General features: G+C 44.1%; 10 protein-coding genes. 8 read left to right on the top strand and 2 right to left on the bottom strand.

Annotation, left to right across the window (positions count from 1 at the left end; translation table 11 throughout):
- Positions 1–61 precede the first annotated feature (61 nt).
- Positions 62–3,577: a nitrate reductase gene (locus FHW88_RS09245; RefSeq protein WP_176624807.1), complete on the top strand. Its 3,516-nt coding sequence runs from the start codon at positions 62–64 to the stop codon at positions 3,575–3,577.
- A gap of 4 nt (positions 3,578–3,581) precedes the next feature.
- On the top strand, positions 3,582–5,024 hold the full coding sequence (locus FHW88_RS09240) for a rubredoxin (RefSeq protein WP_255485250.1): 1,443 nt from the start codon (positions 3,582–3,584) through the stop codon (positions 5,022–5,024).
- 88 nt (positions 5,025–5,112) lie between these two features.
- Here the strand turns inward: FHW88_RS09240 and FHW88_RS09235 are convergent, their stop codons facing one another.
- On the bottom strand, positions 5,113–6,090 hold the full coding sequence (locus tag FHW88_RS09235; RefSeq protein WP_176624805.1) for a DUF1080 domain-containing protein: 978 nt from the start codon (positions 6,088–6,090) through the stop codon (positions 5,113–5,115).
- Between the two features lie 123 nt (positions 6,091–6,213).
- Here FHW88_RS09235 and FHW88_RS09230 point away from each other — a divergent pair, with 123 nt between their 5' ends.
- From FHW88_RS09230 to FHW88_RS09210, 5 genes are all read left to right on the top strand, one after another.
- Positions 6,214–6,807, top strand: a complete 594-nt coding sequence (locus tag FHW88_RS09230; RefSeq protein WP_176624803.1) for an RNA polymerase sigma factor — start codon at positions 6,214–6,216, stop codon at positions 6,805–6,807.
- A gap of 70 nt (positions 6,808–6,877) precedes the next feature.
- The gene (locus FHW88_RS09225; protein ID WP_176624801.1) at positions 6,878–7,822 is read left to right on the top strand and encodes a FecR family protein; all 945 of its coding nucleotides are present in this window, start codon (positions 6,878–6,880) and stop codon (positions 7,820–7,822) included.
- 122 nt (positions 7,823–7,944) lie between these two features.
- Complete coding sequence (locus tag FHW88_RS09220) at positions 7,945–11,298, top strand: SusC/RagA family TonB-linked outer membrane protein (RefSeq protein ID WP_255485249.1); 3,354 nt, start codon at positions 7,945–7,947, stop codon at positions 11,296–11,298.
- A gap of 18 nt (positions 11,299–11,316) precedes the next feature.
- Positions 11,317–12,855 carry a RagB/SusD family nutrient uptake outer membrane protein gene (locus tag FHW88_RS09215; RefSeq protein WP_176624799.1) on the top strand — a complete coding sequence of 513 codons (1,539 nt, stop codon included), beginning with the start codon at positions 11,317–11,319 and terminating at the stop codon, positions 12,853–12,855.
- A gap of 76 nt (positions 12,856–12,931) precedes the next feature.
- Entirely contained in the window at positions 12,932–13,984 is a 1,053-nt protein-coding gene (locus FHW88_RS09210) for a metallophosphoesterase (RefSeq protein WP_176624797.1), read from the top strand.
- A 130-nt stretch (positions 13,985–14,114) separates the two neighbouring features.
- Here the strand turns inward: FHW88_RS09210 and FHW88_RS09205 are convergent, their stop codons facing one another.
- Complete coding sequence (locus tag FHW88_RS09205) at positions 14,115–14,531, bottom strand: DUF1003 domain-containing protein (protein ID WP_176624795.1); 417 nt, start codon at positions 14,529–14,531, stop codon at positions 14,115–14,117.
- Between the two features lie 177 nt (positions 14,532–14,708).
- Here FHW88_RS09205 and FHW88_RS09200 point away from each other — a divergent pair, with 177 nt between their 5' ends.
- Positions 14,709–16,223, top strand: a complete 1,515-nt coding sequence (locus FHW88_RS09200; RefSeq protein ID WP_176624793.1) for a lipase maturation factor family protein — start codon at positions 14,709–14,711, stop codon at positions 16,221–16,223.
- The last annotated feature ends 72 nt before the right edge of the window (positions 16,224–16,295 follow it).

Genomic DNA, 16,295 nt, shown 5'->3' with positions numbered 1-16,295 from the left:
TTAAAGCAGAAGGCTGAATAAATAGAAAAGAAATCATATGAAAGCTTAAGGCTTAAAAGAAATGTTGAACAAACGCCCTCAAAATACATTTAAAAGTACTTGCTGCTACTGCGGGGTAGGCTGTGGTGTGGTAATTAATAAAGAAAAAAATGGCAGTATAACGCTTGAGGGCGATAAGGACTATCCTGTAAATAAAGGCATGTTATGCAGTAAAGGGCTTAACCTGCATTACACAGCTAATGATAAAACCGACAGGCTGCTGTACCCTCAAATGCGTTATAACAAAAGCATGCCCCTGCAAAGGGTATGCTGGGACGACGCATTGGAGCGCACAGCAGCCATTTTTAAAACGTTCATTGATAAATACGGGCCGGATTCGGTTGCATTTTATGCCTCAGGCCAGTGCCTTACTGAAGAATATTATGTTGTCAATAAGCTAATTAAAGGTTTTATTGGCAGTAATAATATAGATACTAATTCGCGCTTGTGTATGAGCAGCGCGGTTGCCGCGTATAAAATTGCTTTAGGCGAGGATACTGTACCTGTTTGTTATGACGATATTGAACTGGCCGATTGTTTTTATGTAACCGGAGCTAACCCAGCCTGGTGCCATCCTATTTTATGGCGAAGGGTTGAAGCGCATAAAGCCGCAAATCCCGATGTGAAAATCATCGTTGTTGACCCCAGGGTTACGGATACCTGCAGCAATGCCGATCTGCACCTGCAGTTAAATCCGGGTACCGATATCACACTTAACCACGCTATTGGCAGGGTATTGATAGAGAACGGTGATATCGATATTGATTTTGTACACAATCATGCTGATGGTTTTGAGCAGTATAGCAAACTGGTATTTGAACGTACCCTTGCTGAATCGGCTGCTATTTGTGGTGTAAGCGAAAACGATATCCGCCTTGCTGCCGGTTATATTGGCGAAGCGAAAGGCTTCATTTCAATGTGGACAATGGGCTTGAACCAAAGCGCTGTTGGGGTAAATAAAAATTTAAGCCTCCTGAATCTTAATTTGATAACAGGCCATATTGGTAAGCCCGGATCTGGCCCATTATCACTAACCGGGCAACCAAATGCTATGGGCGGACGTGAAGTAGGGGGGCTTGCTAATCTTTTACCGGCGCATCGTGTTTTAACCAATCCGGCAGACAGGGCGGAGGTACAGAAGTTTTGGGGAGGTACAGAGATAGCCGCAAAACCTGGTCTTACCGCAACGGAGATGTTTGAGGCCCTGAATGATGGCCGCCTTAAAGCCATCTGGATTATGTGTACCAACCCCTTAACCAGCTTGCCAAACGTACGCCTTGCCGAAGAGGCTTTGAAAAAAGCAAAGTTTGTGGTGGTTCAGGAGATCAGCAATAAGCCCGAAACATTGGCTTATGCCGATGTGATCCTCCCTGCAGCAGCCTGGGCCGAAAAGGAGGGTACTATGACCAATTCTGAAAGGCGGATCAGTTATTTGAGTAAAGTACTTGACCCACCAGGCGAGGCTATGCCGGATAGCGAGATCATCTGCCGTTTTGCTCAAAAAATGGGGTACAAGGGCTTCGACTTCAAAAATGCCGCAGAAATTTATGCCGAGCATGCTAAACTAACAGGCAAAACCAATATTGATATCAGCGGGCTTACGCACGAAACCATCATACAACAACGATCAATACAATGGCCTTATAAAAAACGTAATGCGATACCAGGGACACCCCGCTTGTTTACCGACAAGCAATTTTATACCGAAACACGTAACGCTAAGATAAGCGCGGTACCGGATGCGCATACCAGCGAGGTTCCTGACGGCGACTATCCTTTTATTCTCACTACCGGCCGCATTCGAGATCAATGGCACACCATGAGCAAAACCGGTAAGGTGAATAAGCTTAACCAGCATATTAAAGAGTCATTTATCGAGATCAATCCTGCTGATGCTGAAGCATTGGAAATCAGGGAAGGCGATGTAACTATTATTACATCCAGAAGGGGGGAAGTGAGGGTAAAAGCCAGGATTACCGAACAGATAAAGCAGGGTGTTGTTTTTGTGCCGATGCATTGGGGCAAGATCCTGAACAATGATCTGCACCGCATTAACAACGTTACTAATGACGCACTTGACCCAATATCGAAGGAGCCGGATTTTAAATATTGCGCAGTAAATATCCAAAAATATAAAAAGCCATTTCAAAGAATTGTGGTTGTTGGAGCCGGCGCCGGTGCGCACGGCTTTGTACGATCATATCGGGAACTCAACAAAGATGATGAGATCATCATTTTCAGTAAAGAAGACCATCCTTTTTACAATCGTGTTATGCTGCCAGATTATATCAGCGGTGAGCAACGCTGGGAGCAACTGGTAAAAATGACGGATGAGGAAGAACCCGAACTTAAAATAAAGTTATTACGTGGCGTAAGTGTCGAGAAAATAGATCGTGTTAACAAATATGTCCTCGATAGCCGCGGTGTAAAAACCTATTACGATGTGTTGCTGTTGGCTACCGGCAGCCGGGCGGCAATTCCTAAAAACGTTCCATCCCTGCCGGGGATCTTCAGTATGCGCAGCCGTAACGATGCTGATAATTTCAAAAAGCATGTACCTAAAAACGGGCATGTGGTTATTGTTGGTGGTGGTTTATTGGGATTGGAGATGGCGGCTTCCCTGCGTGAAATAGGGATTACCATCACCATTATTCAACGTACATCAAGATTTTTAAACCGCCAATTGGATGAGTTGGGCAGCAGGCTCTTGCACGAAGAAATGGTTGATCAAGGCTGCGATATTTTTTATGACGACGAAGTACAGTTATTTTACGGTCGCAGCAAGCTTACCGGTATAGGTTTAAAAAGCGGGCGAAAAATTGACTGCGATGCCATGATCCTGGCCATCGGTACTACGCCAAACCTTGAAATTGCAAAAGATTGCGGCCTTGAAATTAAGCGCGGCGTAATTGTTAATGAACGTTTGCTTACCAGCGATCCGAACATATACGCCATTGGCGAAATAGCAGAGTTTAACGGCACATTATATGGTATAACCGCTGCTGCGGAACAACAAGCTGCTGTAGTTGCAGGCTATATGAACGGCGACATAGCCAGTTATTACAAGGGCAGCCTGTTTATGAATATCATCAAAATTCATGGTTTTGATTTGTGCAGTATCGGTTTATCTGATTGCCCGAATGAAAAAGACTATGAAGAAATTGTGTTTATAGACAAGGCCAAGCGTTATTATAAAAAATGCATTATTCACCAGGACAGGCTGGTGGGCACCATTTTAATTGGAGATAAAGGCGAGTTTCAGGAATTCAGAGAGCTGATAGCAAACAAAACCGAGCTTAGCGATAAGCGCCTGAAACTGCTTCGCAGCGGTAAAACGGCCGAACCTGTTTTAGGTAAACTGGTTTGTAGTTGTAATAATGTGGGGGCCGATAATATCCGTAATAAAGTAGCTGGCGGCTGTACGCAACTGGCCGATGTTTGCAGCCAAACCGGAGCCGGAACAGGCTGCGGATCATGCAGACCCGAAGTAAAACGCCTGTTGGAAGAAGTACTTGAGCAACAATTATTAAAAGCTTGAACCAATGGATAATAAGCAACTAATTAAGATAAATTTACCCGGCGGTGTAGCTTCTGCCGGTGATTTTTACGAGATGCTCATCATCGCGCAAAATGCTGGTGCTAAACAGGTCCGTTTTGGGAACAGGCAGCAATTGTATTTTGAAATTGAAGAAACACAGTTGGAGGATCTGGAATTTGATATGCTTAGTGCCGGTATTGACTATGAAGTTAATCAGGATACTTATCCCAACATCACCAGTTCGTACATAGCTGATGGTATTTTTAACCAGGAGAACTGGCTCAAAGAAGGTGTTTATAAAGATATTTTCGATCTGTTTGATTATCAGCCCGAACTGAAAATAAACCTGGTTGACAGCAATCAAACTTTTGCTTCGTTTTTTACAGGTAACCTTAATTTTATTTCTTCGCCGGTAAGTAATTACTGGTACTTGTATATCAGGTTTCCTAAAACTAATATCCTGTATTGCTGGCCTGTATTGGTTTATTCGGATGATATTCCCGCCATTGGCAAAGCAATACAACAGGTTATATTTGCCAACAAAAAGCTGTTTTACGATCAGGTTGAAATCAATCCCGATAAGCTTTATCAATTAGTTACTGCCGGTTACCAATTTGTAATCCAGGAAATTGATCAACCGCTTATTATTCCCGAATTTCAACTACCCTATTATGAGGGTTTTAACAAACAGGGTAATAAATACTGGCTGGGTATTTACAGGCGCCACGAGCTTTTTGATATTGAGTTTTTGAAAGAAATCTGCAACCTGTGTATGCAAACCAGGGTTGGACAATTGTATTTTAGCCCGTGGAAATCCTTACTCATTAAAAATATCGAGGCAAAGCACAGGCCGTTATGGGGTAACCTGCTTAATAAATACCGGGTAAACATCAGGCATGCTTCAAATGAGCTTAACTGGCAGGTTGAAGACCTTTGCAATCCCTGCCTCGAGCTTAAGCAGCAATTGGTAAGCGAATTTGAAGAGGCCGATTTGCGAACATATGGACTTAGCTTTGCCATAAAGCGGTCGCCTAAATCGGGGATTTATGGCTCAATTATGATCCGCGCGCGAATGCCCGATGAATTTGAAATTGTGCATACACGTGACTTTAACCACAATACCCGCGAATTTGTGATTTATAAACAAGGTGTTGCCAAAGCAGATTTAAGCAGGCACCTGACAGCGCTTTGCGATATGTTTTATGAACAACAAATCAATAATCTATCACCGTTGCCGGTAAGCAAAACCAATACTGAAATTAAATCACCCAATCAAAAAACAGTTCATCAATGTAAAAGCTGTTTCACTATTTATGACGAGTTGTATGGAGATATCTTTAATAATATAGAACCCGGAATGCCATTTGAAAATTTAGGCGACTATGAATGCCCAACCTGCGGCGCCGAAAAGGAGAACTTTGCAGAACTGATGTATCAAGCCGATTAATGGTTTTTAAATAAATCAGTTTGAAAAAAATCGGCCTGTTTGCTTAGGTTAAACGGGCCGATTTTTTTAATAATATACCCTCGGTAATTTATTTTGCAGGAGTAATGATAATGTTTCTGTAATCGATAGGTCCGTGATCCCCCTGAATCAGCAGCGGCCCTGGTTCACCTTCTTTACTGTCGATAGCCCCGCCGGTAATGCCCGGAATTTCCTGCTGGCATATCACCATAGTACCGTTGGCTACGATGGTAACTAACCGCCCTACCAGTGTAATATCATATGATTGCCATTCCCCGGCGTTTTTTGCCATCATTTTATTAGGCGGTAGGAAACCGTAAATAGCGCTAAACTGGTTATTGATAGGTTCAGGCTCACCGGTTTTAGTGTCGATAACCTGTACCTCATAGCGCCCTCTCAGGTAAACGCCGCTATTGCTGCCTTTTTGATAGCGAAATTCGATGTGTAATTTAAAATCGCTGAATTTTTGATCGGTAATAAGGTTTGCGCCGGAGTGCTTGCTCCTCAATATGCCCGATTCTACTACCCATTGGTTTTTGCCGTCCGTATGCCAGCCTTTGGTGTCTTTACCGTTGAACAGTTTAACAGGTTTGCCCCAAACCGGTGCCTTTGTCCTTGTCATTGACGGAGCTCTGACACCTGTAAAATGATAAGTAACCCCATCTGAATATACCATTGTTCCGGTTAATTCTTCGCCCTTAACCTCAAATTCAAAATCCATGTTCCGGTTTCCCTCTTCCCATTGCAGCGGGATAGAAAAGCTGTATTTGCCGTCATGTGGTTTTACTTCTGATATTGGTCGCGCACTTCCGAAAGCATAGGTAAAACGGCCAATCAGGGTATGTGTGCCTGATTTTTGAACTTCCAGCCAGGAAGGAAGGCTTTTACCACCTTTGTCGATAGTTATATCCCATCTGCCGATAACGGCAGGGTCCTTTGCCTGTTGAGCTTTGGCTCCCGAAATCATTAAAAGCAGCAATCCTGCGATGAGCTGTATGCGGATGAATCTGCTATTTGAGTTCTTTTTAATAGTAGGTTGGTTTCTCATAATTTTTAAATCTACAAACTATCATCCAATATTTTATTAGACGGTTAGTTTTTTGTAACAACCATGCAGCGATCATTTTCTTAAAGTTTAGTTAACATTAGTAATGTAGGTTTGTAGCATCAAATGATAGAAATTGCCGATACTATTTTACTTTCACGAATCAGGGAAGACAATCATTCGGCTTTTGATCTGCTGTTTGAGCGTTATTGGGAGCGCGCGTACCAGGCAGCCCGTGCCAGGCTTGATGATGAAGCGCAGGCACAGGACCTTGTGCAGGAGATTTTTATAAAACTGTGGCAACGCAGACATACCTTAGCCATTCAAACAAGTTTTGAGCAATATTTATTGAGCGCGGTACGTCTGAGTGTGATCAGTTATTTCAGATCGCAAAAGGTTACGCATGTGCGCCTGGAGGATGCGCTGCAGCGGGTAGAACTGCTTGAAAATTCCATACATGACCATTCCGGATATCTTGAATTGGAGCAAACGCTTGAACAGGCGGTTAAGCATATGCCCGAAATGCTGCAAAAGGTTTACGAACTGCGCAGCGAAAACCACTCGGTAAAAGCAATTGCCAGCGAATTAGGACTGGCTGAGCAAACGGTAAAAAATTACATCTCTGAAGTACTGCGCCGGCTCCGTATCGCTATCTCCGAAAAACACCCCGAACAAAGCGCCGCCTATTTAGCACTAATACTATTTGTGCTTTACAATTAATTAACAAAATGTTGATGTAAATTATAAGTACCTCCAGGGCCTTTTGACGACTTACTGTTGAAAACCCACTATGGAGCTACGTAAATTTATAAAACAACTGGGCCGGTACCAGAAAGGCGCAACTAACGAAACCGAAAAAGCGATCATTGAAGCCTGGTATGATTCATATGATGCCGGGAATGAAAAGCAAGCGCTGCCGGCAGAAGAGCTGGAGCGCGTAAGAAATGCTATGCACGCAAAGATCAGCAGTTCCATCAATACGCCTGTACGGTTAATGTGGTTCAACTATCGAATCGCGGCAAGTATTTTGTTGTTATGCTGTTCGGCTGCGTTGATTTATTTTCTGAGAAAGCCCGCAACTGTAGTTCCGGAAACTTATACCACTTTAAGTACACATAACGGTGAGATCAGGAAACTGACATTGCCGGATAGTTCTGTTGTTTGGTTAAATGCCCAAAGCCGTGTACGGATCCCTTCTAATTTTGATAAAACTATACGCCAGGTTTACCTGGATGAGGGGGAGGCTTATTTTGAGGTTAAGCACAATGTTCACAAACCATTCAGGGTTATCACCGCTCCTTTACAGGTGCAGGTTTTAGGAACCTCGTTCAACATCAACGCATATCACAGCCTTTCTCATGTTAAAATTACTGTTGTTACCGGCAAGGTAGGGGTAAGTAAAAGCACAAAGCTGCTGTCATTCCTCACGCCGGGACAGGAACTTAGTTATACAACGGACGATGGCACTTTTGAGCAGAAAAAAGTGGATGCCGGTCAAAGCCAGAGTTGGAAAGATGGTGACACTTATTTAAATCGAGTAAAGTTTGAGGAACTGTCATTGGTTTTTAAAAACCTGTATGGCCTTACTTTAAAAGCAGGCAGCAAACGGGTGCATGATTATTTATTCACCTTACGTATTAAGCGCAATACACCGGCCACAGAAACGCTGAAACTCATCAGCGCCATACATAATGCACATTTCAGAAAGGAGGGTACTGAAGTAATTATTTATTAACCCTTAAAAAAGAAACCGGTCCTGTTTCAGCAGGAGCCGGCTTTAATTTCAGCAGGTGAAGGTTTGCCGACCCCAGCCTGCAAGGCTCAGCAAAATTTGACTATTACAAAGCAATCAAAAATATGAATTTCCATACACAGTTATGCAGACAGTTTATGCGTATCTCTTTTTTACTAATTTCCATATCAATAACCATCGGCCTGGTATCAGTAAAGGCCACTGAGTTAGCGGCCCAGGGGGTGAATACCCGGCTTGATATTAGCATCGGAAACGAAGACCTTTCTTCAGTTATAAAAAAACTGGAGCAAAAGGCCAACGTTGCTTTTGCCTATGACGAGTTGTTTTTAAAACTCGCTAATAAACACGTCAATGCGGCAAATTATCAGAACGAAAGCCTGAAAAACATCCTTACTGCATTGCTAAAAGGGCAGGAGATAGGCTTTAAAGAACAAGCCGGTAATATTATATTATACAGGCAGCTCTCAGGGCGCGTAAGCGGCAGGGTAACAGATGAAAGCGGGCAGCCCTTGCCCGGTGCATCGGTAAGTGTTGTTGGCACCTCGTTGGGAATGATGACCGATGCCGAGGGCAGGTATAATATCAGCCTGCCCGAAGGTACTTATACTGTGACCGCTTCATTTGTGGGTTACACCCGGGTTGAATCTGCCAATGTTACAATCAACGGTAATCAAACAACTACTTTAAATATAAGCCTTGTGGCCGGTAGCCAGTTAAAAGAAGTTACTGTAAGTTATGGAAAACAGCGTGCAAGGGAAGTTACGGGTTCGCTTACCCAGGTTGATGCAGCTCCGCTTCAGGATATGCCTGTAATGCAGTTTGCTCAGCAATTGCAAGGTAAGGCGGCCGGTGTCCAGGTTGCGCAAAGCAGCGGACAACCGGGCCGTGGCGTAGAATTCAGGATCAGGGGTGCGGCTTCTTTTTATGCCAGCAACCAGCCTTTGGTAGTGATTGATGGAATCCCTGTTACAGGCAGCATCAATAACATGAATCCTGCCGAGATCGAAAGCTTCAGTATTTTAAAAGATGCTTCGGCTACAGCGCTTTATGGCTCACGGGCAGCAAATGGCGTGATACTGATCACTACAAAACATGCTAAACCGGGCGATGCTCAAATTGAATTTAATGCTAATTATGGTGTGCAGAAAATACCGGGCGAGCGTGTTCCAAAAATGATGGATGCCCGTGGCTTTGCCCAGTACATGAATGAAAAATTTGCCGATAGCCGTCAGTACGAACCTGGCTATACAACAGCTACCCCAGCCGATTATTTGAACCCGGAGCAATATGGCGAAGGTACTAACTGGTATAAACTGCTTACCCGTACTGCTCCGATTCAAAGTTATGACATCACCATCCGCAGCGCGCGCGAAAAATCAAGTTCGACAGTTATGGCTGGTTACCAGGAGCAGCAGGGCGTACTGATTAATACCGGCACCAAATTGTTTTCATTGCGTATAAATCAGGACCTTTCATTAAGCAACAATAAATTAAAAATAGGCTTTAATCTTGCGCCAAGCTATCGCCTTGATCATAACAACCGTTTAGGTACTGATGGGGTTGGCGGTTTGTTTGAAAGGATTTTTGAAGCCAGTCCGTTAAAGTCGCCTTATAATGCAGATGGCAGTTACAACCGTGATACTTATTCACCGGGTATGGTGGCTTATATTAACCCGCTGGCCCAGTTCAACCTTACTAACGATGATTATAAAACTACACGCATCCTGGCCAATGGCTATTTAAACTACGAGTTTTTAACCGGCCTGAGCATTAAAACTAATATCGCTGTAGATAAAGGCGCCGAAACCCGGCAGTATTTCCAGTCGGGTGTAGTTACTTCAACGGTAGGTCAGGCCACCGGAACCAGCAGTTCAGTAGATAATGGATCATATACTGCGGAGGCGAACCTGGTTTACCATAGATCTTTCGGAGATCACAATATTGAAGCACTGGCAGGTTATTCTGCTCAAAAATATAGCGGTACTAATAATACGTTAACCGGTTTAGGTTACCCAAGCGACGATATCCCATATTTAAACGCGGCTACAAGTTTATCAGAAGGTGGCAGTTCATATAGTGCTTATTCGTTGTTATCTGGTATCGCTCGTATTAACTACAATTATAAAGGCAGGTACCTGCTGCAGGGGGCTGTTCGTCGTGACGGATCTTCGCGCTTTGGTGCGAACCAGCGCTATGGTAATTTCCCTTCGGTATCGGCAGGCTGGGTAATAAGTGATGAAAAGTTCATGGATCGTTTCAGTTTTCTTAACCTCATGAAGATCCGCGCGAGCTATGGCGTAACCGGTAATAATTTCTTTCCGGGTTACTATGCTGCACAGGCAACAATAGCGAAATATTATTATGAATTTGGTGGCGCATCTGTAGCAGGGCAAACCATTAACCGGTTGGCTAATGATGACCTTCGCTGGGAACGCAATAAACAATTCGATATCGGTTTAGACCTGTCGCTGTTTAACAATCGTTTGAATTTCACTTACGATTATTACCACAAAATATCCGATGGGCTTATCATGCAGCGCCCTATACCTAAGGCATCGGGCTTTACCAGCATCCTGGATAACGTGGGTGCTATTGAGTTATGGGGACACGAGTTTACGGTTAACTCAACCAACCTTACCGGGAAATTGAAATGGACAACTAACCTGAATGTTTCCTTTGATCGCAACCTGATCAAAAACCTGGTTTCTCCGGGTTACATCCGCAGAAACAACACGGTATCGTCTGATTATTACCGCCAGCAGGAGGGACACCACCTGGGCGAGTTTTATGGCTTTGTATTTTTAGGATTGTATAAAGATGCCAACGACCTGGCTAATTCGGCCAAGTACGGCAGCGCTTCTGACGTCGGTACTATCAAGGTTAAGGACATTAATGGCGATGGCGTTATCGATGATGTGAACGACCGTACCTTTATCGGGGATCCAACGCCAACATTTACCGGTGGCCTTACCAACAACTTTGTTTATAAAAACTGGGACCTGAACATACACATGGCCTTTTCAGTTGGGGGCAAAATATTAAATGCCGCTAAATGGGCTTATCAAACCAATCTCGACGGTTCACGTGTGATGCTTGCCGCGGCAGCCGACCGCTGGAGATCGCCGGAAAACCCTGGTTCGGGCGTTTATCCTCGTACAAAAACCGGTACTACAGCAATGGGAAGGCAGGTTAACTCGCAATGGGTTGAGGATGGTTCATACCTAACTGCAAAGAATATTTCGCTGGGATACCGGTTTAATTTGGGCGAAAAGTTTTTGATGCGCAGCCTGAGGGTTTATACATCTGTTCAGCAAGCTTTTGTATTTACAAAATATTCGGGCATGAACCCCGAGATCAACTTTGCCGGGCTTGACCCTACGCTGGGTATTGGCGTTGATGAAAATGCTTATCCTATCCCACGCACCTTTTCATTTGGTGTTTCAGCAACTTTTAAATAATCTCCCAAAGACCATTGTATGAAAAAGACATATATCATCCTTGCATTAACAGCGCTTACCGCTGCTTCGTGTAAAAAAGACTTTATCGACCTTACACCAAAGGACTCCTATACCGATGCTACATTTTATAAAACTGTTGATCAGTTTAAACAGGCCGACATCGCCGCCTACGCACCACTGCGTGACGTTTTGGTAAACGATTACTTTACTTCAGAAATGCGCTCGGACAATACCATTTACCAGCCTTATCCCAGCAATCGCGGTACTGCATATTTATATCGCGAAAGCATTTCAAACTTCACAAATACATCTACTAACGATTACATAAACGCTGTTTGGCAGCATTGCTATACCGGCATCTCCCGCACCAATATTGTTATTGAGCGATTGAAAACAACAGATTTTGATGCAGCAGTTAAGGCGCCCATTGATGGGCAAGCCAAATTTTTAAGGGCTTTTTATTACTTTAAACTGGTTAGGTTATTTGGTGGCGTTCCTTTATTTTTAAAGGAAGTGACCAAGGCCGAAGATGCCTTTTTACCACGTTCAGCAGCTGACGCGATATATAATCAAATTATTGCCGATGCTAAGGATGCCATCAGCGAGTTGAGTGCACCGGCGAAATTCCCTCAAACAGGAGAAGCCACCAAAGGATCGGCAACGATTCTCCTGGCCGAGGTTTACGCTACTCAAAAGAAATGGGCAGACGCTGAAACCTTACTAACTACGCTTTCGGGCATGGGTTACGGATTAAACGCTAATTACGCAGATGCCTTTACACCCGGAAATAAAAACAGCAAAGAATCATTATTTGACATCCAGTTTTTAGAAGGAACAGTTTTAGGCACAACCCCAAATCCGCTGCCTTTTCATTTTTTGCCGCGGAGTACCAACACCTCAATCATCACCGGGATTAATATCAACAACAGCTCAACCGGTGGCTGGAATACACCTACACAGGATTTGATCAATGCCTATGAGCCCAATGACAAGCGCCTTGATGCTTCTATCGGGATTGTTGAAGGTACTTATAACGCCAGCGACCTGTTTGTTTATTCGGCCAATAAAAGTGTAATTGGTTATACACCGGCAGCAGGTAAAATGGGCGTACCTTACATCAAAAAGTACGAGCACCCGCCACTCATTGCGGTTACCGGGTCAAGTGATAACTTCCCTGTTTACCGTTATTCAGATGCATTGCTGCTTTTAGCCGAAGCACAGAACGAGCAGGGTAAATCGCCATTAACTGCACTGAACACAGTAAGGTCAAGGGCAGGGCTACCCGCAACAACCACTGCCGACCAGGCATCTTTGCGCACTATCATAGCACATGAACGCCGGGTCGAGCTGGCCTTCGAAAACCACCGCTGGAACGATCTTGTACGCACCGGCAAAGCTGTTGACGTGATGAACGCTTTTGGAGCTGTACTAAAAACTCAGGTAAACTACCTTACACCTGATACATACAATGTAACAGCCAACAAATTGTTATATCCCATCCCTCAGCCCGAAATTGATTTAAATCCGGGTCGAATGACTCAAAACCCGGGCTATTGATCCATTAAAACTTATCATCCCTGCTTTTCAGATTGCTGAAGGCAGGGATCAGGTTTAACCCTTCAAACAAAAAATTATGTTACTGAAATACAGAAATGCATTATCGGCGGGGCTTTGTTTTGGCTTATTGTCGCTGAATTATAACGCGCAGGCAAAAGAGATATTGCCTTCAATTGATACCGTTTTAAACGCTCCCGGGCCCGCGGCAACGGTTAAACCCGGTGATTTTTCAATCGCTGTAATTCCCGATTCGCAATACTACCTGGCCCAGGCTCAGCTTGGCGGAACTTTTGATATGTTCAAAGCCCAGATTGACTGGATCCAGAAGAACCAGGCCAAAGAAAACATCGCTTATGTAGCACACATGGGTGATATTACCGAACATGGTGATAACCCGGTAACAGCCAGAAGTGAGTGGTATCTTGCCAAAGCCGCGCTTTATGGCCTGGAAAACCCGGTTAGTATTCCTTATGGTTTGGCTGTTGGTAATCATGACCAGTTCCCGTCACAGCGCCCGGTTACAGGCACTACTAATGGATATAATCAATATTTTGGTGTAAAACACTTTGAGGGCCGTTCATATTATGGTGGCCATTACGGCAACAATAATGATAGCCATTATGACCTGTTTACTGCAGGCGGCTTTGATTTCATAGTAATGTTCCTCGAATTTGATGCTTTTAATGAAGATCAGGCTGGCTTGTATGGCTGGGCTAACCAAATGTTAAACAAATACGCTTCGCGGAAAGCGATTGTTGTAAGTCACTCCATTTTACATTTTAACCCTGTAACCGGCTCTAACACACCGCAAGCCCCTTTTAACGCACAAGGTAAGGCTATTTATGAAAGTCTTAAAAACAATCCCAATCTGTTTATGATGCTTTGCGGGCACGTTGGTGATAATGGGGAGGGTTATCGTACAGAAGTTTTTAACGGCCACACAATTAAGGCTTTCCTTAACGATTATCAAAGCAGGCCAAACGGCGGTAACGGGTTGATGCGTTTGTATAAATTTTCGGTTAAGCGCAACGAGTTGTCAGTCAAAACATTTTCTCCTTATGCTAAAACAAGCGAAACGGACGCCGATAGCCAGTTTACGGTTTCTTTATTTGATACATCTGTAAAATAATAGCTATGAAGATTTTTTTTAAAGCGCCGGCAATCATTGCCCCGTAGTTTACACTCCATAACGATTGGCAAAGATTACGAAACCAACTATCCTGAAAAGGCGGTTGGTTTCGTGTTTGTGCGATTATGGATTATTCTTTATCCATTTTTTCAAGCAGTGCCAGGATCCTGTCGAGCTTGTCTACTTCAATGGCGTTTAAGCGCAGTTGTAATTCTTCAATTTCTTTTTTTGCTGCCACATTGGTTCGGAAATCTTCATTGGCCTGGGCGCGGTCACGTTCATTTTGGCGGTTTTGTGCCATCATGATAATCGGGGCTGCATATGCTGCCTGGGTTGAAAACAACAAGTTTAATAAAATGTATGGGTAGGGATCCCAATGACCAATAAAGGCCACTACGTTTAGCGCCATCCACAATGCAACAATTAAGGTTTGAATGATGATGAACCGCCATGAACCCATGCCAGCCGCTACAGAGTCGGCCAATCGCTGCCCAAAGTTCATGGAATCGATATGTCTTTGATACCAGTTTTTTTTATTGTTTGACATTTTTTAAGAATTAAGCTTTAGGTAATAAATATATAAATTTAATTGCCATGGCTGCTTTTATTGGGCTGAACTCCTTAAGCTATGAGCAAGAAAATTCATTTTGATTCGAACACTGCGTTAATTAAATATTTCTACCCATAATCTTCAAATCTCTGTAACTTTAAGATACACGTCACTATGTTATATAGCTTTGAACATACCTCAGCACCTCAGTATTGGCTCACTCGTTTTGTGATCCTTCGTTTGCTGGGTGCGGTTTACGCGGTGGCGTTCCTTGTGGCTATAACCCAGGTGCTGCCATTAATCGGCTCAAATGGCTTATTACCGGTTGATCATTATTTGCATCAGGTAAGTATAGCACTGGGTTCAAAAGGAGCAGGGTTTATGCGGCTGCCTTCAGTGTTTTGGTTTTGGCATTCAGATCAGGCATTACTGCTTGTTTCATGGACAGGTTTAATTTTATCCCTGATTGTTGTGGCCGGTTATGCCAACGGGCTTTCAATGGGGGTATTGTGGGTATTGTATCTATCATTGGTACATGTTGGACAGGAGTGGTACGGTTATGGCTGGGAAATCCAACTTACAGAAACCGGTTTTCTTGCTATATTTTTATGCCCTTTGTTGGATATGCGGCCTTTTCCCAAACGTCCGCCGCCTTTGCTGGTTATCATCGTGTTTCGCTGGCTCATCTTCCGGATCATGTTTGGCGCGGGGATGATCAAATATCGTGGCGATGCTGTGTGGCGTAATGGCACAGCATTGTATTATTATTTTGAAACCCAACCAATACCGGGACCATTTAGCCGCTGGTTTCACTTTCTGCCACATTCGTTATTGCAGCTTGGTGTTTGGTTCAATTGGCTGGCCGAACTATTGGCACCCTGGTTTGTTTTTGGCCCGCGGATATTCAGGCACATCGCAGGTACCGTTATCATTCTGTTCCAATTTGCAATCATCCTGAGCGGGAACCTCTCTTTTTTGAATTGGCTTACCATTGTGCCTGCGCTGGCTTGCCTTGATGATGGTTTTTGGGCTAAACTTTTGCCGGGCATACTTGTACGCAAAGCTGCGAAGGCCGAAGAGCAAGCTGAAGTTTCGCTGCCTATGCAGTACACCGCACTGATAGTAACTTGTATAGTAGGATTGCTAAGCTTCCAGCCCGCGTTTAACCTCCTGTCGCCCAAACAAATTATGAATACCTCATTTGACCCTCTGGAGCTTGTAAATACCTATGGTGCATTCGGCAGCGTGGGACAGGAACGTTTTAATGTAGTTTTTGAAGGAACAAGAGACCTCAATCCCGATAGTGCAAACTGGAAAGCTTATCCTTATAAAGGGCTGCCTGTCGCGCCTGATGGTACGCCCCGCCAGGTGGCGCCATACCAATTAAGACTAGACTGGCAGATGTGGTTTGCCGCAATGTCCACAGCCGATCAGTACCCCTGGACATATCATCTGGCCTGGAAACTATTGCATAATGACCCGGGGGGAGTTGGTTTATTTGCCGGAAATCCCTTCCCGGGAAAACCACCGCGTTATATTCGTGCAGTTATTTACCGTTACCGCTTTGCCCGTCCCACGCCTGGTGCCGGCCCTTACTGGGAGCGGGAAAAGTTAGGATTATGGTTACCCGTACTTTCCGTGCAAAACCCGCAATTTGTTGCTTATCTTAAAGGGCAGGGCTGGCTATAAGCTACGGTTAATCTGGCTCCATTTCAATTGAAATCAACCACCTGCATCAATAACTGTTTTTAAATTTTATTT

The organism is Mucilaginibacter sp. SG538B (assembly GCF_013376065.1).
GTDB lineage: Bacteria > Bacteroidota > Bacteroidia > Sphingobacteriales > Sphingobacteriaceae > Mucilaginibacter > Mucilaginibacter rubeus.
The sequence above is the reverse complement of the archived record's forward strand: the minus strand, read 5'-3'. Positions and strand labels throughout refer to the sequence as shown.